This window comes from Streptomyces sp. NPDC001507 (assembly GCF_042894765.1).
Lineage (GTDB): Bacteria > Actinomycetota > Actinomycetes > Streptomycetales > Streptomycetaceae > Streptomyces.
Window position 1 is genome coordinate 296,710 of sequence record NZ_JBIAVV010000006.1, and the last position, 21,953, is coordinate 318,662.

At 68.3% G+C, this 21,953-nt stretch carries 23 protein-coding genes and 1 pseudogene; 12 read left to right on the forward strand and 12 right to left on the reverse strand.

Annotated features, from left to right (window positions below; translation table 11 throughout):
* Positions 1–34 precede the first annotated feature (34 nt).
* The 4 genes from ACFY0K_RS21405 to ACFY0K_RS21420 all read left to right on the forward strand — a co-directional run bounded on the left by ACFY0K_RS21405 (position 35) and on the right by ACFY0K_RS21420 (position 3,131).
* Positions 35–661, forward strand: a complete 627-nt coding sequence (locus tag ACFY0K_RS21405; protein ID WP_359378543.1) for a DUF6286 domain-containing protein — start codon at positions 35–37, stop codon at positions 659–661.
* Between the two features lie 28 nt (positions 662–689).
* Entirely contained in the window at positions 690–1,298 is a 609-nt protein-coding gene (locus ACFY0K_RS21410; protein WP_390641137.1) for an alkaline shock response membrane anchor protein AmaP, read from the forward strand.
* An 85-nt stretch (positions 1,299–1,383) separates the two neighbouring features.
* On the forward strand, positions 1,384–1,539 hold the full coding sequence (locus tag ACFY0K_RS21415; protein ID WP_099054839.1) for a DUF6131 family protein: 156 nt from the start codon (positions 1,384–1,386) through the stop codon (positions 1,537–1,539).
* 350 nt (positions 1,540–1,889) lie between these two features.
* On the forward strand, positions 1,890–3,131 hold the full coding sequence (locus tag ACFY0K_RS21420; protein ID WP_390641138.1) for a PP2C family protein-serine/threonine phosphatase: 1,242 nt from the start codon (positions 1,890–1,892) through the stop codon (positions 3,129–3,131).
* 113 nt (positions 3,132–3,244) lie between these two features.
* On the opposite strand, the gene ACFY0K_RS21425 is transcribed toward ACFY0K_RS21420, so the two are convergent.
* Complete coding sequence (locus tag ACFY0K_RS21425; RefSeq protein ID WP_350834311.1) at positions 3,245–3,406, reverse strand: hypothetical protein; 162 nt, start codon at positions 3,404–3,406, stop codon at positions 3,245–3,247.
* Positions 3,391–4,020, reverse strand: coding sequence for a DUF5994 family protein (locus tag ACFY0K_RS21430; protein ID WP_352089196.1), 630 nt, complete (start codon positions 4,018–4,020; stop codon positions 3,391–3,393). The genes ACFY0K_RS21425 and ACFY0K_RS21430 overlap by 16 nt, the downstream gene beginning before the upstream one ends.
* A 353-nt stretch (positions 4,021–4,373) precedes the next feature.
* On the opposite strand from ACFY0K_RS21430, the gene ACFY0K_RS21435 reads away from it, so the two are divergent.
* From ACFY0K_RS21435 to ACFY0K_RS21445, 3 genes are all read left to right on the forward strand, one after another.
* Positions 4,374–5,066 carry a DUF5994 family protein gene (locus ACFY0K_RS21435; RefSeq protein ID WP_390641139.1) on the forward strand — a complete coding sequence of 231 codons (693 nt, stop codon included), beginning with the start codon at positions 4,374–4,376 and terminating at the stop codon, positions 5,064–5,066.
* 123 nt (positions 5,067–5,189) lie between these two features.
* Positions 5,190–6,053: a slipin family protein gene (locus tag ACFY0K_RS21440; RefSeq protein WP_390641140.1), complete on the forward strand. Its 864-nt coding sequence runs from the start codon at positions 5,190–5,192 to the stop codon at positions 6,051–6,053.
* 114 nt (positions 6,054–6,167) lie between these two features.
* Positions 6,168–7,436 carry an ATP-binding protein gene (locus ACFY0K_RS21445; protein ID WP_390641141.1) on the forward strand — a complete coding sequence of 423 codons (1,269 nt, stop codon included), beginning with the start codon at positions 6,168–6,170 and terminating at the stop codon, positions 7,434–7,436.
* A 39-nt stretch (positions 7,437–7,475) separates the two neighbouring features.
* On the opposite strand, the gene ACFY0K_RS21450 is transcribed toward ACFY0K_RS21445, so the two are convergent.
* The 4 genes from ACFY0K_RS21450 to ACFY0K_RS21465 form a co-directional block, all read right to left on the reverse strand.
* Positions 7,476–7,964 (reverse strand): DUF5994 family protein, encoded by a 489-nt coding sequence (locus ACFY0K_RS21450; protein WP_356157348.1) that lies wholly within the window; start codon positions 7,962–7,964, stop codon positions 7,476–7,478.
* Between the two features lie 284 nt (positions 7,965–8,248).
* Complete coding sequence (locus ACFY0K_RS21455) at positions 8,249–8,521, reverse strand: hypothetical protein (protein WP_390641382.1); 273 nt, start codon at positions 8,519–8,521, stop codon at positions 8,249–8,251.
* 166 nt (positions 8,522–8,687) lie between these two features.
* Positions 8,688–9,320: a DUF5994 family protein gene (locus ACFY0K_RS21460; protein WP_390641142.1), complete on the reverse strand. Its 633-nt coding sequence runs from the start codon at positions 9,318–9,320 to the stop codon at positions 8,688–8,690.
* 189 nt (positions 9,321–9,509) lie between these two features.
* A complete protein-coding gene (locus ACFY0K_RS21465; RefSeq protein WP_390641143.1) occupies positions 9,510–10,487 on the reverse strand; it encodes a magnesium transporter CorA family protein in 978 nt (325 codons plus the stop codon).
* Between the two features lie 248 nt (positions 10,488–10,735).
* Here ACFY0K_RS21465 and ACFY0K_RS21470 point away from each other — a divergent pair, with 248 nt between their 5' ends.
* On the forward strand, positions 10,736–11,791 hold the full coding sequence (locus ACFY0K_RS21470) for a fatty acid desaturase family protein (RefSeq protein ID WP_390641144.1): 1,056 nt from the start codon (positions 10,736–10,738) through the stop codon (positions 11,789–11,791).
* Positions 11,792–12,331: 540 nt separating this feature from the next.
* On the opposite strand, the pseudogene ACFY0K_RS21475 reads toward ACFY0K_RS21470, so the two are convergent.
* The 4 genes and pseudogenes from ACFY0K_RS21475 to ACFY0K_RS21490 all read right to left on the reverse strand — a co-directional run.
* Positions 12,332–12,430: pseudogene (locus tag ACFY0K_RS21475) on the reverse strand (3-oxoadipate enol-lactone hydrolase); the annotation flags it as partial.
* Between the two features lie 466 nt (positions 12,431–12,896).
* Positions 12,897–14,102 carry a tyrosine-type recombinase/integrase gene (locus tag ACFY0K_RS21480; protein WP_390641145.1) on the reverse strand — a complete coding sequence of 402 codons (1,206 nt, stop codon included), beginning with the start codon at positions 14,100–14,102 and terminating at the stop codon, positions 12,897–12,899.
* 248 nt (positions 14,103–14,350) lie between these two features.
* Positions 14,351–14,515, reverse strand: coding sequence for a hypothetical protein (locus tag ACFY0K_RS21485; protein ID WP_390641146.1), 165 nt, complete (start codon positions 14,513–14,515; stop codon positions 14,351–14,353).
* Between the two features lie 795 nt (positions 14,516–15,310).
* A complete protein-coding gene (locus tag ACFY0K_RS21490; RefSeq protein WP_390641147.1) occupies positions 15,311–15,427 on the reverse strand; it encodes a DUF397 domain-containing protein in 117 nt (38 codons plus the stop codon).
* 514 nt (positions 15,428–15,941) lie between these two features.
* On the opposite strand from ACFY0K_RS21490, the gene ACFY0K_RS21495 reads away from it, so the two are divergent.
* Complete coding sequence (locus ACFY0K_RS21495) at positions 15,942–16,763, forward strand: PhzF family phenazine biosynthesis protein (RefSeq protein WP_390641148.1); 822 nt, start codon at positions 15,942–15,944, stop codon at positions 16,761–16,763.
* A 93-nt stretch (positions 16,764–16,856) separates the two neighbouring features.
* On the opposite strand, the gene ACFY0K_RS21500 is transcribed toward ACFY0K_RS21495, so the two are convergent.
* Positions 16,857–17,294, reverse strand: a complete 438-nt coding sequence (locus ACFY0K_RS21500) for an Lrp/AsnC family transcriptional regulator (protein WP_390641149.1) — start codon at positions 17,292–17,294, stop codon at positions 16,857–16,859.
* Positions 17,295–17,448: 154 nt separating this feature from the next.
* Here ACFY0K_RS21500 and ACFY0K_RS21505 point away from each other — a divergent pair, with 154 nt between their 5' ends.
* The 3 genes from ACFY0K_RS21505 to ACFY0K_RS21515 all read left to right on the forward strand — a co-directional run bounded on the left by ACFY0K_RS21505 (position 17,449) and on the right by ACFY0K_RS21515 (position 20,950).
* Entirely contained in the window at positions 17,449–18,618 is a 1,170-nt protein-coding gene (locus ACFY0K_RS21505; RefSeq protein ID WP_390641150.1) for a trans-sulfuration enzyme family protein, read from the forward strand.
* Positions 18,619–18,689: 71 nt separating this feature from the next.
* Complete coding sequence (locus tag ACFY0K_RS21510) at positions 18,690–19,985, forward strand: amidohydrolase family protein (RefSeq protein WP_390641151.1); 1,296 nt, start codon at positions 18,690–18,692, stop codon at positions 19,983–19,985.
* Positions 19,986–20,059: 74 nt separating this feature from the next.
* On the forward strand, positions 20,060–20,950 hold the full coding sequence (locus ACFY0K_RS21515; protein ID WP_390641152.1) for a fumarylacetoacetate hydrolase family protein: 891 nt from the start codon (positions 20,060–20,062) through the stop codon (positions 20,948–20,950).
* 29 nt (positions 20,951–20,979) lie between these two features.
* Here ACFY0K_RS21515 and ACFY0K_RS21520 read toward each other — a convergent pair whose 3' ends face one another.
* Complete coding sequence (locus ACFY0K_RS21520; RefSeq protein WP_390641153.1) at positions 20,980–21,825, reverse strand: IS5 family transposase; 846 nt, start codon at positions 21,823–21,825, stop codon at positions 20,980–20,982.
* Positions 21,826–21,953 lie beyond the last annotated feature (128 nt).

The following is a 21,953-nucleotide window of genomic DNA, read 5'->3' on the forward strand; positions in this document are numbered from 1 at the left end:
CCGCGGCTCCGAGTCGACCACGCACCCTGCCGCGGTGCCCCTGGCGAAGGAGCCCGACCCTCCCGAACGCGACGTGTCCACCTCCGACCTCACAGCCGGTGAGCGCGAAGGAGGACACCGAACACATCGCAAGTGGTCCGCGCGCCGCGTCACGGCGGCGATGGTCGCCGCGGTGATCCTCGTGGCCGCGGTCGCGGCGCTCGTCGACGTCGTCGCCGTACGGGTGGGACGTCCGGCGGCGGCCTGGCGGCGGCACCTGGCCGACGAACTGGCGACCCGCCCGGTGGACGACGTGTGGATGCTGACGGGGGCCGCCGTGGCCGCCGCCGTCGGCGTCTGGCTGATCGTCCTGGCCCTCACCCCCGGTCAGCGACGCTGGCTGCCCCTGCGCTCACCCGCCGGCTGCCCGCGATTGCGGGCCTTCGTGGACCGCAACAGCGCCGCCGTCCTGCTGCGCGACGCCGCCATGCGGGTCCCCGGAGTCGGCGCGGCGCACGTCCTGGTGAGCCGCCACCGCATCAAAGCCCGCGCGGACGTCCGCTTCCGAGACCCCCGACAGGTGAAGGACGACCTCACCGCCGTCCTCGACGAGGAGCGCGACCGGCTCGCCCTCGCCCGTCCTCCCCGCATCGCCGTACGGGCGCGGCGACGCACCCGCTGACACAAGACCCGCAGCACCGGAGCCCGCCATGACGCCGCGATCCGCCCTCAACCGCACTCTGCTGGCCCTCGCCGGACTGGTCCTCCTCGGCGGCGGACTGCTCATCCTCTTCGCCGGGCTCGACCTCTACCGGCGGCACAATCTGGCCCCACCCGCCGGCTGGCCCCTGACCACCCCGGCCGACGTCCTGCTCGGCTCCGCCGACCGGGCACGCTGGAGCAGCCAGGGCTGGTGGTGGTGGCCCGCGGTCATCGCCGCCCTCGTCCTCACCGCCCTGCTCGCCCTGTGGTGGCTGCTCGCCCAGCTGAGCCGACACCGCCCCGGCTCACTGCCCGTCGGCGGCACACCCCCACAGGAAGGCGTCGAACTGCGCGACCGCGCACTCAGCGAAGCGATCGCGAACGAAGCCGGTGCCCTGCCAGGGGTAGGCCATGCGGCCGTAGTCATCACCGGCCGACCGGCCCGCCACCGCACCCGCATTGACCTCACCCTCACCCCCGAGGGCACGCCCGGCGCCACTCTCGGTGCCCTGTGCGAAGGCCCGATCGGCACCGCGCGTCGGTCCACCGGCCTCACCGACATGCCCACCGAGGTCCGCCTACAGGTCAGCCGCCACGGACCACACCGTGTGGAGTAAGGAGGAGATCGGCCGTTCCCGCCGACACCCTTGCGGCCCACCGCGGTTCGCGGGCGCGCCGACACCACTCCCCGAAGGAGAGATCATGATCATCCTGGGCGTCATACTGCTCGTCGTCGGCTTCCTCACCGGCCTGTCCATCCTGTGGACCATCGGGATCATCCTGCTGGTCGTCGGAGCCATCCTGTGGATCCTCGGCGCGATGGGACACGCCGTCGCCGGCCGACGCCACTACTGGTAGTCGGAATCGTCGCCCTGCAGGACAGTGATCCAGGCTGCGGGCAGGCCGGCAGACGTCGCGGACCCCACCAAGACGTTCGCGGCGGCGGACGACAACGGCGGAGAGGTCGATCCGCCTGAGGCCGCCGCCGGTGCCGGACAGCCGCCGCGGTTCGGAGCGCGGGGCGCCCGGTGGCCGTTGTGCCGGTCCTCGCCGCACGAGCGCACGGCCGACTCGTCGGGGAGTCGGTGGAACGGCCCCCACGGTCCGGGCGGAAGTTCCCCACGCGTCGGCCCGTGAGTCTCCGTCGGGAGTTCGTATGCACAGCACCTTCGTGAGGATCCGCCAGAACGTCCCCCGGGGCCACGGCGATGACGGGCGGTGAGCGGCAAGGACCCACGGAAGGCTCCACCCGGTCGGAGTGCTTCGGGGAGGAGTTTCTGGGAGTCCTGCTGGACCAGGGGCACGAGTTGCCGCCGTACCAGCTCGGTCCGCTCGTCGCACGGCAGATCGGCAGGCTCGACGGCCGCGAGACCTCTATCTTCCTGCAGGACTACGGCCAGGTGCGGCTCGTCCCCCTGCCGGGTGACGGGCTGGCGGCCGGGGAACCGCAGCCGATCGACGGCTCCGACGCCGGACGCGCCTTCCGGGAAGCTCGTCCCGTCGAGGTTTCGCAGGCCGACGGTGTGCGGGTCTATCTGCCCCTACTGGACGGTGGCGACCAGGTGGGCGTCATGGCCGTCACCCTGGACCGTCTCCAGGACGACGAGCGACGGCTGCTGCGCAGGCTCGCCTCACTCGTGGCCGACATGCTGGTGACCAAGCACGGTTACACCGATCTGTTCTTCCGGCTGCGCCGCAGAGAACCGATGAGTGTGGCGGCGGAGATCCAGTGGTCGCTGCTGCCACCGCTGGCGATGTCCACGCCCCGGGTCGAGCTGGCCGGGATGCTGGAACCCGCCTACGACGTGGCCGGCGACAGCTTCGATTACGCCCTCAACGGCGATGTCCTGCATGTGGCCATGGTCGACGCGATGGGCCACGGACTGGACGCCGCCACGATGGCCACGGTGGTCATCGGAGCCTACCGGCATGCCCGGCGCATCAGCGTCGGCCTGTCGGAGATCTATACGTTCATGGACCGGGCCGTCGCCGAGCAGTTCGGCCCCGACCACTTCGTGACCGCTCAGATGATGCGGCTCAACACGGCCACGGGCAGGCTTCAGTGGGTCAACGCCGGACATCCCGCTCCTGTGCTGATCCGTGGACACCGTGTCGTACGACGGCTGGAGGGCCCGACGACGCTGCCCGTCGGTTTCGGCGGTCACGAGCCCCGGATCAGTGAAGTGGCTCTCACCCCCGGCGACCGGATCCTGTGCTTCACCGACGGACTGACAGAGGAGCGCGATGTCGGCGGTGAGGAATTCGGTGAGGAGCAGCTCATCGGGTGGGTGAACCGCCTTGAGCCCACGGCCCAACAGATCCGGACGGTGGCGCGCTCCCTCTCCCACGCGCTGCAACGGGCGCGGGGCGGGATCACCACGGACGATGCGACGCTCCTGCTGATCGAATGGCGCGGGAGCGCCACCGACGACCTCGCCCTCCTGGAGTGAGCCGGCAGCGCACCACCATGGACATGGCCGACGGCACACTACGTTCCTCTCCCGCCGCTCTTTGCGAAAGTCCTACCGGCGGGGGCGGCTCCGCGATCCTCCTTGGAGCGGGTTCACTTCCCCGTGCGGTGCCATGGCGAGAACCGCCACCGCCGGGTACGGCCGGAGGTCAGGGTCTCCATGCGATCATCGTGGCTCGCGGTGAACAGCTGAATCACGATCACACCGAAGACGATCATCGCGAGCAGCACGCTCACCGTCACGAAGGTGCCCATATCTCCCATGCTCCTGCTGCCGTGGTGGGGGGCCCGTGACCGGTGACCGGTCCGTCAGGAGTGCGTGAGGCGGGGTGGGGGGCGTCGTGTCCGCCTTCGGAGTCCCAGACCGCCTCCCCGAGTGAGTCCGAGTCGGCCGCTGCCTCTGCCGCGGCCCGGAAACGTTCGGCCTCATGGATCAGGCCGGTCGCCGTGAGGCTCCGTGACGGGTCGGTGGCCGCGGCCATGAGCCGGGCCGCGGTGGCCGGGGCTGTCTCCGGTGGGATCACCAGCAGGTCCCAGCGGCCGAAGGTGTAGGACAGCAGCAACAGCTTGTGCGGATCCTGCCCAGCGTTGGACCAGCCGACGCGCACCATGTGGCCGTGCGCGGGCACTTCCCCCGGAATGACCGGCCAGAACGTGCGGCTCACCGCTACCCGGGTGATCCGCCCCCACAGCCGGTCGAGACATTCGACGAGCGCCGGGAGCTGCTCCGTCAGGTTGCGCGAACGGGGCCACCAGGCACCGTCGATGAGGGCCGGAGGGGCGCCGGCCGGCGCCAGCGTGAGTCGGAGCGGTGACGAAGAAGGAGCCCGGCCTCCGACTGCGGGTGTGAACGGAATGGTCGCGGTCATGGCGGGGACCCAACCCCGGGCCGGTCACGGCCGGCCCGGTTGTGATGAATCGCCGAGAACGACCCGGCGTGGAAGCCGGTGTACGAGATGCTCTCGGTAATCACCAGGATACTCCCCGCCCGCGCCCGGCGGACCGATGCGGAGCGACGGGTTGAACAAAACACGAGGAAAACCTCCCGCGCAATACAGCCAAGGAGTGCCGGCCAGGGCATGCGAGCCGTCGGGCGTGAGACCGGTCCGGTAGCCGGCGTACGACGTGCCCCGGCGCCCTCAGCCCACTGCCCGCCGGTATCGACAGCCGCTTCACGGATCCGGCGGCGCCTCCACAACCGCCCCGGCGTGTGCGGAGTACCGTGGACAGCACCGAGGACATTTCGCACACCGGCTTCCACTCCGGGTCGTTCTCGGCGAGAGACGAAACCCGGGGCGCCGCCAAGGCGGCCCGGAGACGGGTCCGCATCATGTCGGCGACCTTGCACCAACTCCTGCCACACCACGAGCCCGTCGCAGCCCCGGCCGCGCGTCTCGCGCTGAAGACCGACGGCCCGTCGCGCGGCCTCCTGGACGGTGCCTGGTGGCCCCGCTCCCGGGACCTGCTGAGCGAGCTGCCCGCGCTGACCGATGTGCTGGACCCTCTGTGGGGCCGCATCACCCGCATCGCCGTCAACCCGACGTACTGGCCGGTCATCCCGCACGAGATCCCCGTGGGCGGTCATGTCGTCAAGGCCGGATGGTTCACCCCGGAGATCGACCCGCACAAGCTGCTGCTGCTCTCCTACGGCACCGGCCGCTGGGACCTGCTGGTCATCCCACCCGAGACCGAGACGAAGTCGGCGGCCCGCCTGATGGCGGCCGCGTCCGACTACGACGGCCCACCGCTGACCGCAAGCGCTCTCATGGCCGCGGACGAGACCCGGCAAGCCGTCTCCGCCGCCGACCGGCCACTCGAACCCGACGAGGCAGGGAAGTACGGGGAGGACGGCCCCGCCTCAGCGGCCGTTCCGGCAGGGACGGATCGCGCCAGTCGCCTGGCCATCGGCATGTGAGACGGCCGCCCCGACCCGTGCCTTCCCGGGTTTCGGCCCTGCCTCGCGAACCGGCGCAGGCACATGCAGGGGTCTCGACCGGCGGATCCCCGCCCCCGTGGTCCTCGTCCCGAGGAGCAGCACATGCAAGCCCTGATCGTTCTCATCGTCGTGATCGGCCTCCTGGCCGTCCTGGCCCTCGCCCTGTCCGTGAAGGTCGTCAAGCAGTACGAGAAGGGAGTGCTGTTCCGCTTCGGCCGACTCGTCGGAACACGCTCCCCGGGACTGCGGTTCATCATCCCGTTCGTCGACACCCTGCACCGGGTGTCGCTGCGGGTCGTCACCATGCCGATCCAGTCCCAGGGCATCATCACCCGGGACAACGTGAGCGTGGACGTGTCGGCGGTCGCCTACTTCCGGGTCGTCGACGCCGTGAAGTCGGTCGTCGCCGTGGAGAACGTCAACGCGGCGATCAACCAGATCGCCCAGGCCACCCTGCGGAAGGTCGTCGGCCGGCACACGCTCGACGAGACACTGTCGGAGACGGACCGTATCAACCTGGACATCCGCCAGATCCTCGACGTCACCACCGTCGACTGGGGTGTGCAGGTCACGCTGGTCGAGCTCAAGGACATCCAGCTGCCCGACACCATGAAGCGCGCCATGGCCCGCCAGGCCGAGGCCGAGCGGGAGAAGCGAGCGAAGATCATCAACGCGGAGGGCGAGTCCCTGGCCGCAGCCGCGCTCGGCGACGCCTCGGACACCATGATGGCCCACCCCCTGGCGCTTCAACTGCGCAATCTGCAGAGCCTGGTGGAGATCGGAGTCGACCAGAACACCACCGTCGTCTTCCCGGCCCCCCTCATGAGCACGATCGGCGAGCTCGGCTCCTTCCTCGCCCGGGAAACCGCTGCCGCCGCACCCGCCGCGGCAGCGCCACCGGACGGCACCGGCCGCACCCACACGTCCCTCAGCCCGGCAGGCAGCGCGCCCGGCACCGCGGCGTGAAGCCGACTACGGCCCGAGCGATGCACCAGGGAGGATCCGTGACCGTCGCCTGTCGCGCGCGCCCTCCGGGCAGCGGCTGATGATGGGGGTACGGCCGAACACGCGGAGCTGATCATGACGGGTTGGCGGGTCAGGGACTACACCCAAGACGATCTCGAAGCGGTGATCCGTGTCGACATGCAGAGCGGCACGACCGAGGAGCCGCCGCTCTTCCCGCTCTCGGACGCCGTGACGGCCCTCCAGACCCGCCACCCGGCCGTGGTGGCCACGGCCGACGACGTGCTGATCGGCGCCGCGGTGAGCAGGGTGGAGGGCGAACGGGCATGGATCCTGCGCATCTGCATGGCGCCCACCTGGCGGCAGCGCGGGCTGGGCAGTGCCCTGATCACCGCCCTTGAGCAACGCGTCTTCGCCGCCGGCGTCCGCGCGGTGCACGCCGCCCTGCCCGAGGGCGAGACCGGTGCCACCGCCCTGCGCAACTGCGACTTCGGCGCCCGCCCCGGGCTGGTCTTCTTCGAGAAACGCGGACCGGTGACCCCGCAATCGGCCGGCACGCTGTCCTCGCTCGGAGCGGAGCTGCCGCCAGGGGGGCTCTGGCAGAAGGTCGCGGGCATGCAACGGGAGAAGCAGCTCATCGAGCGGCGCCTGGTCCTGCCGCTGGCCCATCCCGAACTGGCCGCCCAGCACGGAGTGGAACCGCCACGGGCGGTGATGCTGTTCGGCCCGCCCGGGACCGGCAAGAGCACGTTCGCGCACGCGATCGCCAGCCGCCTGGGATGGCCCTTCCTCGAACTGTTCCCCGCCCGTCTGGCCGCCGAGTACGGCCTGGCGACCGGGCTGAACCGGCGCTTCGACGAGATCGCCCGGCTCGACCACGTCCTCGTCTTCATCGACGAGGTCGAGGAGGTCGCCGGCGAACGCGGCGGCGCGGACGCGACCGCTGTCGGCGTCGTCAACGAACTGCTCAAGGCGATCGTCCGGTTCCGCAGCCAGGACGGACGGCTGCTCGTCTGCGCCACGAACAACGTGACCACGCTCGACTCCGCGTTCCTGCGGCACGGCCGTTTCGACTACGTGCTGCCGATCGGCCCTCCCGACCACACCGCCAGGACCGCGCTGTGGGAGAGCTACCTGGCCCGAGCGGGCGCGCGGGCCGACAGCGCGGTACTCGCGTCCGCCAGCGAGGGGTTCACCCCCGCCGACATCGCCCACGCGGCGCGTACCGTCTCCCAGGCCCAGTTCGAGCGCACCTTCGACACCGGAACCCGGACCACCCCCACCACCGACGACTACCTGGACACGATCCGCGACACCAAGCCCACGGTCAGCGCTGCCATGGCCCGGGAATTCGCCCAGCAGACGGAGGAGTTCGCCCGCATCTAGCGTCCGGGCCGGGTGGGGAGTCGATCTGCGACGGACGTGTCAGGCCGGCGTAGGTGGCGTGTCGCTGGCCGTTTCGATGAGGATCTGCCTGGCCTCGGTGACGTTGTCGGCCCGTACGGCCCTGGCCATCGCGGCGCGTGCCGCGTCGGGCGACGTGTCCGGAGGGACCAGCATCAGGGAGAAATGGTCCCGCTCGCCCCGGCTGATGAGGACGGTGTCGTCACCGACCGGGAAGGAATCGATGTGGACGGCTCGGCCGTCGACCATCACCCGGGTAGGCAGTCCGTCCCAGGCGCTCCCGTCCAGACCGACCCGGGTGATGAGCCCGAGATGCTCGGTCAACGCGGAGATCAGCGAGGGGAGCTCGGCACCGATGTCCCGGGACCGCGGCCACCAGGCACCGTCCAGGATTCCCTCGCGTGCGTGTGTCGTCTCCAACCGCAGCAGGGCAGTCCCCGGTCTCACCGACCGGTGAACGGCGTCCGGCAGGAGCCGGGGGAGGTGGTCGGGGGTGTCTGAGTCGGCCATGATGTCCGCCCGTCCGCGAAGGTCAATGCGACCGCAAGGCATGCGACCGCGATACGACCCTGCTCGCTCACCGTACTCCGTACGACGCTCGCGCGAGCGCTTCGCCGCAGGGCGCGGTTACGGAAACAGGCAACGGCTCCGGCGTATACCCGCCGGAGCCGCCCTTCCGGGTCATTGCACGTGAGCGTGCGCCGACCCGCTATTCATGTTACGCCAAAGGGATTAATCCGACATGGACCATCTTTGCGAAGGTTCGCATCGGTCCGATGAGCCGACGCAGCGGCTCAGCCATGCCCTTCCTCTTCCGTCTCCATCTGCCGGATCCCCTGGTGCGTCAGCGTGATCATCGCGGGCGTGTTGCCCCTCCCCCAGTCCACGACGGCCCAGCCTTCACCCGCCAGGTACGTGCAGGCAGCGGCCATGTCCTGCTCAGGAATGCCGAGGTCGGTGCGGAGCTTCGCCCCATCGACGCCCAGGAGGCGATTGCCTTCGGCGGCTTGGTACAGAGCCTGCATGATCCTCTCGCGGTACGTCTTCCGGTCTCGCAATATCGCCATGACGCGCCTTCCTCTACCGTCCGTCGGGCCGAAGTCGATGTCATCCGCGGCCGCCGTCGCGGTGGGGCGCATCGGAACGCTCGCGTCCACCGTCGACCGACGGCGCCTCCGGGGCCGACGCCCGATCCCCGGCAGGACATCGCTGTAGTGGAAGGCAGCAATCCGTTCATCGTGCTGACCGTTGAGCTGGTGGATCAGAACGACTCCGACGGCGATCAGGACGAGCAGCACGGCCACGGCGATGACGAGCATGGGATCTCACCTCCGCCGACCGGCGGGCGAAGGCCCTGCCGAGCCGATGGGCCGGGGGGGGCAGGGACGACGGTAGACCTGCTCCGCCGTCGGCCTCCCAGGCTTCTTCCCTGTCTCGTGCATCGATCCCGTCTGCTGCTTGCTCCCGGGCCGAGGCATCGACGCCGTCGCCGACCATCAGCTGCGCGGCGGCATCCGCACCGGTTTCCGGCGGAATCACCAGCACGTCCCAGCGGCCGTCAGCGGAGAAAAGAGTGAGCCTGTGGGGATCCTGCTCCTCGGTGGACCAGCCCACCTGCACGGTGCGCCCGGCGTAGGACACCCAGTGCGGCAGGACGGGCCAGTAGGCCGGGTGCACGGTGACACCCGTTATACGACCCCAGAGATCGCCCAATGCGGCCGTCAACGACGGCAGCTCACGGGTGAAGGCACGGGAGCGAGGCCACCACATACCGTCCAGCCCGCCCGGCGCGGGCGTCAGGGACAGCCGGGCCGGCTGCGGCGGCGCACATCTGATCGATGTCGTACGGTCAATGGTCACAGCCATGGCGCGGACCTGTCCCCGGGCTCGTGGGTGCGGCCCGGCGCTGTCGATCACCGGGAACGGCACCCGCGTCGGAGCCGGTGCGCGAAAAACTCTCGGTGTCTTCACACTACTCCGCTCACCGGCCCGAAAAGCCCGGGATGACCAGGCAGTTTCCTACCTTCAGGACCTGGTCGCCGGTGCCGATGCCGGTCAGAGCCAGTCCTTGCGCTTGAACGTCCGATACAGCAATGCGGACAGGAGCACGATGACTGCGGCGGAGGTGATGAATCCCGACTCGCGGCCGAAACCGGGATAGGGGAGGTTCTGGCCGTAGTAGCCGGTGATCGCGGTGGGTACGGCGATGATCGCGGCCCAGCTCGTCACCTTCTTCATGATCAGGTTCATGCGATTGGCCTGGACCGAGAGGTTCGTCTCCATGACCGAGGCCACCAGGTCCCGCAGCGATTCCGTCCACTCGGTGGCACGCAGCACGTGGTCGTAGACGTCCTGGTAGTACGGGACGAGAGGGTCGCTGATCAGGTGCAGGCCGGGGCGCATGAGCCCGTTGACCACCTCGCGCATCGGAAGTACGACGCGGCGCAGCCGGACGAGCGACTTACGCAGTGCGAAGACCCGGCGCTGCACGGCTTCGACCTCACGGCGCCCGGCCGCGAAGAGCAGGCCCTCCAGCTCCTCGATGCTGTCGTCCAGTTGCTGGACCGCGGCGAAGTGTCCGTCCACGAGATGGTCGAGCAGACCGTGCAGCAGGAATCCGACGCCGTGGCCGGCCAGGTCCGAGCTCTCGTCCCAGCGGGCGACGACGTCCTCGATGTCGAGGCCGTCGTCCTTGCGGACGGTGATCATGGCCTGACTGGTGAGGAATACGGCGATCTCGCTGTACGTCAGTTCCGCACCGTCCGGGCTGACGGTCACGGCGTAGGCGCTGAGGAACTCGTGGGTGCGATAGCGGTCGAGTTTCGGCCGCTGTCCACGCTGGGCGGCATCCTCCAGAGCCAGTTCGTGGATGCCGAACTCCTGACCCAGCATGGTGAGTTCATTGGCTCCGGGCCGGTGCAGGTCCAGCCACAGGACCGACGCCGGATCAGCGAGATGCGCAGGGACGTCACTGACGGGAAAGCCCTCCAGGACCAGAGTGCCGTCGTGATACAGCCGGGTGCGCGTCACCATGGCCCGAGGCTAGTGTCTTATACCCCTGTCATGCCGCTTCGCCCCGATTGCCAGCGCGGCAGGTTCATCGACAGCAGCCACCCTCCGTGGGGGCCTTACGTCAAAGCCCGCGACATCCGGAGCTCCGACCGACGAGCATCGGGTGCCGGTCCGAAGGCAGGGATGTGGGTACCCGGCTGCCGCATCGCATCCGGCGTGCACCGCCCGACCGGATGCGGCCCGTCAGCCGGGAAGGACACACCGACAGCATGACCACGCACACCCCGCCCCGTCGCCCGCCTCCCCCCGCAGGCGGCAGTGATTTCGCCCGCCTGTCCAGGAAGATCGCCGAGGCCGGCCTGATGAACAGGCGACCCGGCTACTACACCGTCCGCTCCGTCGTCGTGGCCGTCGCCTACGCCGGGGGCTGGTGCGCGTTCGTCGTCATCGGCGCCGGCTGGTGGACTCTAGCGGTCGCCGCGTTCCTCGCCGTGATGTTCGGGCAGGTGGCTCTGCTCGCCCACGACGTCGCGCACCGCCAGGTCTTCCGCCGGCGCCGGCCCAGCGAAACGGCCGGCCGCATCGCCGGGGCCGCGATCGGGATGGGCTACGGATGGTGGCAGGACAAACACACCCGCCACCACGCCAACCCCAACCACGAGGGCCTCGACCCCGACATCGCCCCGGACCTGCTGGTGTGGTCCCAGGACCAGGCCCGCGCCGCGACCGGACTGCCGAGGCTCCTCGGCCGCCGGCAGGCGTTCCTCTTCTTCTTTCCCCTGCTCCTGCTCGAAGGGGTCAACCTTCATGTCTCCAGCGCGCGAGCACTGGGCAACCGCACCCTGAAGAACCGCGCCCTGGACGGCGCGCTGCTCTACGGGCACACCGCCGCCTACCTGACCGCAGTGTTCCTCGTCCTCCCACCCGGCATGGCGAGCGCGTTCCTGGCCGTCAACCAGGGCCTGTTCGGCCTCTACCTCGGCTGCCTGTTCGCCCCCAACCACAAGGGCATGCCGACCCTGACCGGCAACGACCGCCCCGACTTCCTGCGCCGGCAGGTCCTCACCGCACGCAACGTACGCGGCAGCTGGTTCAACGACCTAGCCCTGGGCGGCCTGAACCACCAGATCGAACACCACCTGTTCCCCAGCATGCCCAGCCCGCACCTGCGCAGGGCCCGACCCATCGTCCGCCGCTACTGCCAGGACCTGGGAGTCGACTATCTGGAAACCGGACTGATCGCCTCCTACCGGCAAGCACTCGCCAGTCTCCACCAAGCAGGAGCCCCACTGCGGCGAGCCCGTATCAGCAGCGCCCGAGCATGACGCACCGGCGCCGGCGGTAGATGATCTCGCCACCCTGTCTGAACCAGGAGGCAATCCCGTCGAACCGCTTGCATGAGTCGGCAGCTGCAACGCATCCAGATTCCCTTGCCGTACTCCAGCGCCTTTTCCCGGTGCCCGACTGAAGTGATCCGGTGAGACCCAGCGGCTGGAACAGCCCCGTCGGCTTCCCGGCGCGGCTGCGTCGTCTTACGGCTCCCCTCCCAGATGGGCGCAATCGCAAATCCAGCGTCCCGCGAGCATCGCAGGAGCGCGCACTGTGTGCGGAGCCGAACGCGGTCATGCGCGCAAGCACAGTCGAGATCACAGCGAAGCGCCGCCGGAGCGCTCCGGCGGGGCTTCGTCTCATGGCTCCGAGCAGAAGCCCCGTCGGGGGATGGTTCCCGGAAGGGCTTCACTGCTTCGCCCTCTCTCACGCCGCTGTCACGAACTGAGCGGACACCCGCGAACCATAGGGATCTGACCTGCAATTTTATGCGCGCCCCGGAGCGGCTGGACACCCATGGACGATCGTTACGACCTGTGCCAGGTGGTACCCAGTGAGGGACCCAGGATCAGGACCGGAGCGTCTTCTGGCCCGTCAAAGCGGTATTGCAGGGTGTTCATCGGTGTCTCACTCACCCGCCTGACCCTCTCATCTGTCACGAGATGTCACATCGCCGGGGTGAACCTCGCGGACCTTGCCACGCTCCGGCACCGCCAGACCTGCCGACGAGAGCCCAGGCACAGGTTATCCGCCATGCACTCGTGGCCGTGTCGACAGTGGGCCCTCCGGGGGCGTGCCCTCCTTCAGTCACTACGAGCAACGCTTTCCCCTTTGATCACGGCCTTCAGGCAGTTCGCGTTGCAGCATCAAGTGTGGTGGCACGGACGAGGCTCGGTGTGACTCACCTGGAAACCTTCCGGAATCCCGCCCAACAGCAGCTTGAACAGCACACGGTGAACACTTAGTAGACGGCTTGGCCGTAGCCGCATGCTCTCAGTGACAGCCACCGGTCCAAAACCAGCAAGCGGACCTCGAATCCACGTCGCCCCAATCCTGCTGGCCATACTGCTCGCAAGTCGCTCGGCTGATAGTCCGCGTGGCTCACTGCTGCCCCTCCGCCGCACCCCCGTGCAGGCCATCCCAAGTGGTGGCGGCTCCGCGAAGATCCTCTACATCCGGCTTGACGTACCACCGTTTGGTCGTCTTTACGTTCGTGTGTCCGGCCCATCGCGCGAGGATGTGGTCCGGGACACCGTTGTTGGCCAGGAAGGTGAAGCACGACGAGCGTGCGTCGTAGAGCCTGACGCGGCGGAGCCCGAGGAGCTCCATAAGCCGGTACGCGCGTCGGCGAAGTTGCTTGATCGTGAAGGCGTCGCCCGCCTCGTGCGCCAGCACGTAGCCCGACACTGTGTACGCCTCCCCCAGAGCGAGCCTCTCCTCGGCTTGAAGAGCCCGGAATGCCTTGAGGGCTCCCAGCACCAGCGCTGGCAGCGGCAGATCCCGCTCACCCGCAAGAGACTTGGTGTCCTTCTCCACCACGTACCGGTTGCCCATCATCGTGCGCGTGTTGGCAATGACGATCGTGGCGTTCTCCAAGTCAACGTCTTCCCACCGGAGGCCGCAGACTTCAGCTGGACGAAGCCCCATCAGCGAAAGAAGAAGCGCAGCATAGAGCCGATCACCCCTAATTCCATGTATGAATTTCTGAACCTCCTGGACATTCCAGGGCCGCACCTCCTCTTTAGTCTTCCGCTCTTCCTCGCGCGCTCTCCGAGGAATGGTCACGTACGCAGCGACATTGACGTACACCAATCGCCGGGTAACGGCTCTCCCCAGCGCTTCCTTCAGCCGAGCAAGGCTCATATCCACACTCGTGACACTGAGTGGCGTCCCGGCCCTATTACCACGCACGCGGCCATGCGCCAGCGCCCAGTCCCTCCACTCTTCCACGTGCTCTTCAGTAAGGTCCTGGAGACGGATATTGCCGAGCCTCCCTCGAACTCGGTCCAGGGTAATCCCGTAGTTGTAGATGGTGGTTTCTTCGAGGTCCTCCGCTTTCATGGCCAGCCATCGGTCGAGCCACTCATTCACGGTGATCTTGTTGGGCGGCACAAGCGACCCATCATGCCGTCGATTAGTTATGTTCGCGTACTCAGCCCTAGCTTCCTTCAACGAGTCGAAGGTGCGCCTCAACTGCTTACGCTTCCCAGTTTCGGGGTCGATTCCTACGTCGACAACAAACCGGTATCGAACCTTCCCCTTCGAGTTCGGCGGAAGTTTCTTGATGGGATCGGACAGAATACTCACTCTCCTTGAGGGTGTGGAAACTGCACAGGAGTGGAAGAGCCGCTGCGCTTCAGCGAAGGGCGCCGCGGACATCAGGGCTGCGGCAGCTGATGTCCCTCCTCTTCCTCCCTGTGGGTTTGGGGAGCGCTGCCCTTTGCTGTGTCCGCTATGGCTCCACCGCCAAGTACAGCCAAATGCGGACCTGCTCAATGCTCGCGACGATCGCCGGTTTGGCTAACCGGCGATCGTGGTCTATGTTGCGCGCTGCATCACGAACCCGGCGTCTGCTTGCGCTCGCCATCGGGAAAGGCAAGCTGATCTGAACGCAAGGCTCGGGGTGTGCCGTCCGAGGCGACCATTAGCAGGCCGTCGTCCGTGAGCCGGTCGAGATTTCGCGTAGCGCGGCGCTCGGGAATCTTGATGGCCTGTGACACTTGCCGTGTTGTGGCGCCGAGATGCCCCGCAACATAGGCGAGGACGGCATGGTCACCGCGGTACCCCCGTTGCAGGAGATCCTCACCGAATAGGCCGGGCAGACGCAGACGCAGACGCAGTGCCCAGTGGATACCGCAAGGTAGGCACCCGTCGTTTGGCCGATCCAGGCGTTCAGTCCGGCAAGGACGAAGAGTGCGGGTGAGGTGAAGCGGGCAGATCGGATAGCGGAGTCAGACAGACGGGCCTCCCAAGTAGGGGCCACGCCAGCGGGACAACTCGCGCAACGCGTCATTCCGAGCAGTTTCGGAAACCTGAGCGCAGCCGACGAGTAGCACCATCTGGCCTGGCGTTTCGCGGGACGTTGTACGTTGACATGGCCCCGGCCTAGCTTTCCAGTCTTTCGGCGCTATTTCTTGTCTGCCGTCGGCGAATCCCCTACTTACCATCTCATGAGGGGTTGATGCGGCACGGACGCGACGCGGGAAAGGCTCGCCGCAGCATCACGACCGTCCTGGGAAACCGAGGGGAACGATTCGTCCGTTTCCACCCACCCAAATGACGAAGTCAGCGACGGCCGGCGTCGACAGGGCGGGTCCGTCGCGACGAGGAGAGCAACCCGCGGCCGGGCGCTGCGCCGTTGAACGGCATATTAGGTGGCGATGCCTCGGAGACGGCGGCCACGGACTGCGGACGAGATTCCCCGTGTGGCTGGGCCAGGCAGCGGGCAGGAACGCTCGGGCCGGCCCCATCTGCCGTGGGGCCGGCCCGTTGTCGTGCCGTGCTTTAGGACGGGGTCACAGATCGAGCAGGAAGTCGAAGTCCGTGTCCTTCGCGCCGAGCAGCCACGCCTTGGCCTCGGCCGGGGTGAAGACCTGGGGCGGACGACCAGGGTTCTGCGAGTCACCGATCACGCCTGACCACCGCAGAGACGAATCAGCTGACCGACCCCATCACAGCGGAACTCGCCGACCTGGTCGAGGGCCTGATCGCCAGGAAGCTCAACGGAAGGCAGATCTGGACAGAACTCATGGACCACCACGACTACTTGGTCACATACGACAGCATCCGCCACTACATCCGATACACACGACCCCGTACGGCGGCAGCACGAGCAGACTCACTGCCATCCGCCCCAGTCGGCGCAGGTCAGCTGGCTGTACACGGTGAGCAGGCTAAGTAGCACCACTCAGGGGGAGGTCCCTACCGGTTGGTACCGAAGATGCTGAGCAGGCCACTGCCTACCAGTCGGGTACAGGGATGTCGGCCGGTGGACAGTGATCGCCCTTTCCCATCCCTGGCCAGTATTCAGTCCACTGCAGTGCGACTGGCCCTGTACCGGCCCGCAGGCGCCAGCTCGGATGGACACCGAATCCGCTGGCACCATGTGAAAGGCTCTCGATGACCATGCCGCGAACCCGTTCGTTCATGCAGGTCGATGTGTTCTCCGCACAGCCCTACGGCGGCAATCCGGTCGCGGTCGTGCTGGACGGTACGGACCTGACGGATGAGGAGATGCAGCGCCTGGCGCGCTGGACGAACCTGTCCGAGACCACATTCGTGCTGCCCCCCACTGCCGCGGAGGCGGATTACCGGCTGCGGATCTATACGCCCGGGGGCGAGCTGCCGTTCGCGGGGCATCCGACCCTGGGTTCCGCGCGGGCCTGGCTGGAGGGCGGCGGCTCGCCACAGCACGCCGACCGGATCGTGCAGGAGTGCGCCGGGGGCCTGGTCACTGTGCGCTGCGGGGACGGCTCACTGTCCTTCGCCGCCCCGCCCAAGGTGCGCGAAGGCGCGCTCGACGACACCTATCTGGACCAGATCGTTGCCGCGTTCGGCATCAGCCGGGAGCGGGTGCTGGCCCACCAGTGGGTGGACAACGGGCCTGGCTGGGCGGTGGTTCAGCTGGCCACCGCCCAGGACGTCCTCGCCCTCGAGCCCGACCTGTCTCTCATCCCGACCGCGATGGTCGGCGCGATCGGGGCCCACCCCGAGGGATCCTCTCACCACTTCGAGGTGCGCACCTTCGCCCCAGGGGCGGGCGTTCCCGAGGACCCGGCGTGCGGCAGCATGAATGCCGGTGTCGGGCAGTGGCTCACCGCCACCGGCGGCGCACCCTCCACCTACCGGGTCTCCCAGGGCACCCGGCTGGGGCGGGCCGCCAGCATCGAGATCACCGCCGATCCGGACGGCACCGTCTGGGTCAGCGGCGCCACCACGGTGTGCATCCGCGGCTCCATCACCGCGTGACAGTCCCACCGCCCGCGCCGGCGCGGCACCCACCAACTCCGGTCATGGTTCGACCGTAACCGTGGGTCGCCCGGGCCGCGGGCAGCTGGGTCGTCATGCGGTGTCGAGTGTCTTCATGATGACGAAGCTGTTCACCGTGCCGACGCCGGGCAGGGCGGCCAGCTGGTTGGCGTGGAAGTCCTCGTAGGCGGGCAGGTCGGCGACCTCCACCTGCAGCAGGTAGTCGAAGTTGCCGGTGATGTGGTGGCAGGCGGTCACCTCCGGCAGCTCCATCACCTGTTCCTCGAAGGCGACCACGGCTGCGCGGGTGTGCCGCATCAGCCGCACCCCTGCGAAGACGCGCAGCCCGCGGCCGACCGCCGCCGGGTCGATCAGCGCCCGGTAGCCGCGGATGACCCCGGTCTCCTCCAGCTGCCGTACGCGCCGCAGGCACGGTGAGGGCGTCAGTCCGACGCGGGCGGCGAGTTCGTTGTTGCTGATACGGCCGTCCCGTTCGAGTACGGCCAGGATCGACCGGTCCACTTCATCCATGACAGCAGGATATTGCTTGATGGGCTCATGTAGCACAAATTAGTGCCGTACTTGAGCGCAATATATTGCCAAGATTGCTGGCAACCGGGTCATGTCGGCGTCACCGGCGGTCATGCTGGGGACGGACATAGCGTCGAATTCCGGAAGGGCCGCCATGCCAGGCAAGAGCACCGTCACCGTTCACACCGACCGTGAGATCCACTCAAGCCGCGCTGTCGCGCCGCCCATCTACCAGACGGCGGCGTTCTCGGCCGAGGACGCGGCCACGTTCGCCGCCGGCGCCGTCGAACCGCGGGGAGCCGACTTCTACACCCGTTTCGGCAACCCCAACCACGCCCAGGTCGCGGCCGTGGTCGCGGAGCTGGAGGGCACCGAGGCCGCGATGGTCACCGCGTCGGGCATGGCCGCGATCACCACGGCGGTACTCGCTCTGGTGTCCGCCGGTGACCATGTCATCGGGCAGAAGTCCACCTACGGCGGCACCGCGTCGGTCCTGCTCAATCTGCTGCCGCGCCTGGGCGTGTCCACCACGCTGGTCGACCAGACGAGCCCCGAGGAGTTCGAGAAGGCCCTCACTCCCAAGACCCGGCTGATCCTGGTGGAGACACCGAGCAACCCGCTGCTGCAGATCACCGACCTGAGCGCCGTCGCCGGCCTGGCCCGCGCCCACGATGTGCTGACCCTGGCGGACAACACGTTCGCCACCCCGCTGAACCAGCGCCCGGCGGACTTCGGCATCGACGTGGTCTGGCACAGCGCGACGAAGTACCTCAACGGCCACTCCGACGTCTCCGCCGGGGTGCTGGCCGGGCCGGCGGAGATCCTGGACCGGATCTGGGACACCAGCCTGCTCACCGGTGCCACCCTCGGCCCCATCGACGCCTGGCTGCTGCTGCGCGGCATACGCACCCTGCCGCTGCGCGTGCCGCGGCACAACGACAACGGCCTCGCCCTCGCCGAGGCACTGAGCAGCCACCCGGCTGTGACGCGCGTGCACTACCCCGGCCTGGCGGCCCACCCGCAGCACAAGCTGGCCGTCGACCAGATGACGGGATTCGGCGGAGTGCTTAGCGTCGAATTCACCGGCGGATACGAGATGGCCGACGCCTTCCTGTCCCACCTGCGCTACCCCCGCCGCTCGGCCAGCCTGGGCGGTGTCGAGTCCCTTGCCGTGCACCCGGCCTCCATGTGGGCCGGAATGCTCAGCGACGACCAGATCACCGACGCTGTCCCGGCGGGCCTGGTGCGACTGGCGGCCGGCACCGAGGACACCGACGATCTGGTCGCCGACGCCCTCGCCGCGGCCGACGCACTGCACCACTGAGCGTCCCTGCACCCGGCCTCAGCCCGCCTGGCGCGGGTGAGCGTGAACACCGAAGCAAAGGACCCCCTGTCATGAAGACCTTGCTCTCTGGCGGCGTCGTCGTCAGCATGGACCCGGCCATCGGCAACCTTGGGCGCGGCGACGTGCTCATCGAGAACGGAAAGATCACCGATGTAGCCGAGCGGATCGACGCGCCGGATGCCGAGGTGATCGACGCGTCCGACCGGATCGTCATGCCCGGCTTCGTCGACAACCACCGCCACGGCTGGCAGACCGCGTTCCGCGGTGCCGGCGCGGACTGGACGTTCCCCGAGTGGGCGGTGGCCATGCACGGCACCGTCAAGCCGCACTACCAGCCCGAAGACGTGTACCTGGGCACCCTGCTCGGCCGCCTTGAGGCCCTGCACTCCGGTGTGACCACGATGCTGGACTGGTACCACGTCGCGCAGGGCCCGGAGCACGAGGACGCCGCCATCGCCGCACTGCGCGACGTACCGGCCCGGTCCATCTTCTGCCTGGGCGCCGGCTGGGGCTCCGCCGACTCCGTGGACGACGCGATCCGCCGCGTCCACGCCGACCTGGCCGGAGACCAACGGGTCAGCCTGGTGTGGGGACTGCGCGGCCCCGAGGACACCGGCATGGATGCCCTGGCCCGGGAGCTGAAGCTGGCCGAAGAACTGGGCCTACGCACCAGCCTGCACACCGGCTCCGACGGCACCCAGCGCCCCATCGCCGACCTGTACGCGCACGGCCTGCTGCGGGACACCACCACGTTCGTGCACGGCAACGGCATCAGCGACGAAGAACTGCGCATGCTCGCCGACGCGGGCAGCTGGCTGTCCATCAGCCCGGACGTCGAGCTGAAGATGGGCTTCGGCAACCCACTGACCGGCCGTGCGCTGGCCGCCGGCCTGCGCCCGACGCTGTCCGTCGACGACGTCCCCTCGGTCGGCGGCGACATGTTCTCCACCATGCGCACCGCCTTCGCGGTGCAGCGCGGCCTGGACGGCGGCCTGAACTCCCGCGACCTGCTGGAATTCACCACCATCGACGCCGCCGCATCCTGCGGACTCGACGCCCGAACCGGCAGCCTCACCCCCGGCAAGGACGCCGACATCATCCTGCTGCGCACCGATGACATCACCGTGTTCCCGGTCACCGACCCGGCCGGCACCATCGTCTCCGCCGGCCACCCCGGCCTGGTCGACACCGTGCTCGTCGCCGGCCGCGTGGTCAAACGAGACGGAACCCTGCTGGACGTCGACCTGCCCACGCTCAAGACCCGGCTGATCGCGTCCCGCGACCGCATCGCCGCCGCGGCAGGCGTACCGCTCGACGGCACCTGGCGTCCGCAGCCCGCGCAGTAGTCGCATCCGAGCCGCCGCAGCAAGACATCGCCCGCCGCCCTGCCCAACCACAGCATGAGGAAGGAGCCCGGCTGATGAAACTCGTAACGTTCACCGCCGCGGAGCGCGCCGCGCTCGGCCGAATCGACGACGAAGGACACGTACGCGACCTGAGCAGTGTGCTCGGCAACCGCACCCTGCTCGACGTCATCGACGACTGGGAAAACCTGCGACCTGTCATCGACACCGCCGCCGGTCTGCCGGCCGTGGTCTCGCCCCGGCTGCTCGCACCGATCCCGCAGCCACGTCGAAACCTGTTCGCGGTCGGCAAGAACTACCGCGACCACATAGCGGAGTTCGGCCGCTCCGGCTACGACCAGCCGGAACGCCCCGGGGCGCTGCCGACTGTACCGGTCGTCTTCTCCAAGCTCCCCTCCACGGTGATCGGACCGTATGAGGACATCGACCCCCACCCCGCGGTCACCTCCGAACTCGACTACGAGGCCGAGCTGGCCGTCATCATCGGCCGCGGCGGGCGCGGCATCCACCGCGATCAGGCGATGGACCACGTGTGGGGATACACGATCATCAACGATGTCACCGCGCGGGATCTGCAAAGGGACCACCAGCAGTGGCTCTTGGGTAAGTCCCTCGACACCTTCGCCCCGATGGGCCCCTGGGCGGTCACCGCCGACGAAGTCGGTGATCCCACACGGCTCGTGGTCTCCTCCACCGTGAACGGCGAGCCCCGCCAGAAGGCATCCGTCGCCGACCTCATCTTCGACATCCCGGAACTCATCAGCACCATCTCCGCGGGAATCACCCTGCACAGTGGCGACATCATCGCCACCGGCACCCCCGCGGGCGTCGGCCTCGGCTTCAGCCCGCCGCGCTTCCTCACCCCCGGCGACGTCGTCGAATGCGCGATCACCGCACTAGGCACGCTGCGCAACACCGTCAGCACGCAGCCGAAGGACAGTCCCTGAGAGGACGTTCCGTTTGAAGACGGGATAGTTCATGGATTGTGCCAGGTTATGGGTGTTTCACCGGTTGCTCGTCGCGCAAGGTTGGAGATCATCGCGAGGCGGATCATGCTCTCGGAGTGGACGGGTTTGGTCTCGTAGTCCCGGGCGAGGCGGCGGTGCAACATGATCCACCCGAAACTTCGCTCCACTACCCAGCGCCTGGCGATCACCTGAAATCCCTTGACCTGCGGGTTCCTCGGGACGACGTCGACATCGATGCCGAGGGTGGCGCCGTGCTCGATGGCCTGGGTCTTGTAACCGGTGTCGACCCATGCCTTGGTGATCGTGGGGTGGTCGGCGGCGATCCGGGTGAGGAGCTGTTTGCCGGCCTCGTTGTCGGAGACGCTGGCGGCCGTCACCATGACCAGCAGTAACAGGCCGAGGGTGTCGACGACGATGCTGCGTTTGCGGCCTACGATCTTCTTCCCGGCGTCGGTGCCCTGGGTATCGGTGGGCACGCTGGGGGCGGTCTTGACGCTCTGGGCGTCGATCACGCAGGCGGTGGGCTCGGCGGTGCGTCCTGCCTGCTCACGGACCATGCGGTGGAGGTGGAGACCGAGCTTTTCGATGGTGCCGTCGGCGGTCCAGGCGCTGAAGTAGCCGAACACGGTGGTGTGCGGCGGGAAGTCATGGGGCAGGTAGCGCCAGGGGACGCCGGTCCGGTTCAGGAAGAGGATCGCGTTCATGACTTCCCGCAGGTCAGTGACCTTGCCGCCGAGGTTGAGCGAGGTCTTCTGGCGCTCGGCCCGCCAGGCTGTCAAGGTCGGTTCCATCAACGACCAGCGGGCATCGGACAGATCACTCAGGTACGGCTGGCGCTGCTGCGAAGAGGTCATGGGAATACTCATGCACGAGGTTCCCAACCGGGCGTATCGCTCGATCGGGCGAGGCAAAAGCCAACTTCATGGACGTCTTCGAACCGGACAGGAGCTATCGGTAGGAACTGGGGTGGAGCGCGAGATCA

Excerpts from the sequence above, each read along its gene's own strand:
- ACFY0K_RS21520 (WP_390641153.1), bottom strand. The coding sequence starts at position 21,825 with ATGACCTCTTCGCAGCAGCGCCAGCCGTACCTGAGTGATCTGTCCGAT.
- ACFY0K_RS21515 (WP_390641152.1), top strand. The coding sequence starts at position 20,060 with ATGAAACTCGTAACGTTCACCGCCGCGGAGCGCGCCGCGCTCGGCCGA.
- ACFY0K_RS21425 (WP_350834311.1), bottom strand. The coding sequence starts at position 3,406 with ATGGGCACCTTCGTGACGGTGAGCGTGCTGCTCGCGATGATCGTCTTC.
- ACFY0K_RS21470 (WP_390641144.1), top strand. The coding sequence starts at position 10,736 with ATGACCACGCACACCCCGCCCCGTCGCCCGCCTCCCCCCGCAGGCGGC.
- ACFY0K_RS21505 (WP_390641150.1), top strand. The coding sequence starts at position 17,449 with ATGCCAGGCAAGAGCACCGTCACCGTTCACACCGACCGTGAGATCCAC.
- ACFY0K_RS21450 (WP_356157348.1), bottom strand. The coding sequence starts at position 7,964 with ATGGCCGACTCAGACACCCCCGACCACCTCCCCCGGCTCCTGCCGGAC.
- ACFY0K_RS21430 (WP_352089196.1), bottom strand. The coding sequence starts at position 4,020 with ATGACCGCGACCATTCCGTTCACACCCGCAGTCGGAGGCCGGGCTCCT.
- ACFY0K_RS21455 (WP_390641382.1), bottom strand. The coding sequence starts at position 8,521 with ATGGCGATATTGCGAGACCGGAAGACGTACCGCGAGAGGATCATGCAG.
- ACFY0K_RS21510 (WP_390641151.1), top strand. The coding sequence starts at position 18,690 with ATGAAGACCTTGCTCTCTGGCGGCGTCGTCGTCAGCATGGACCCGGCC.
- ACFY0K_RS21410 (WP_390641137.1), top strand. The coding sequence starts at position 690 with ATGACGCCGCGATCCGCCCTCAACCGCACTCTGCTGGCCCTCGCCGGA.
- ACFY0K_RS21460 (WP_390641142.1), bottom strand. The coding sequence starts at position 9,320 with ATGGCTGTGACCATTGACCGTACGACATCGATCAGATGTGCGCCGCCG.
- ACFY0K_RS21440 (WP_390641140.1), top strand. The coding sequence starts at position 5,190 with ATGCAAGCCCTGATCGTTCTCATCGTCGTGATCGGCCTCCTGGCCGTC.
- ACFY0K_RS21445 (WP_390641141.1), top strand. The coding sequence starts at position 6,168 with ATGACGGGTTGGCGGGTCAGGGACTACACCCAAGACGATCTCGAAGCG.
- ACFY0K_RS21415 (WP_099054839.1), top strand. The coding sequence starts at position 1,384 with ATGATCATCCTGGGCGTCATACTGCTCGTCGTCGGCTTCCTCACCGGC.
- ACFY0K_RS21420 (WP_390641138.1), top strand. The coding sequence starts at position 1,890 with ATGACGGGCGGTGAGCGGCAAGGACCCACGGAAGGCTCCACCCGGTCG.
- ACFY0K_RS21465 (WP_390641143.1), bottom strand. The coding sequence starts at position 10,487 with ATGGTGACGCGCACCCGGCTGTATCACGACGGCACTCTGGTCCTGGAG.
- ACFY0K_RS21500 (WP_390641149.1), bottom strand. The coding sequence starts at position 17,294 with ATGGATGAAGTGGACCGGTCGATCCTGGCCGTACTCGAACGGGACGGC.
- ACFY0K_RS21495 (WP_390641148.1), top strand. The coding sequence starts at position 15,942 with ATGCAGGTCGATGTGTTCTCCGCACAGCCCTACGGCGGCAATCCGGTC.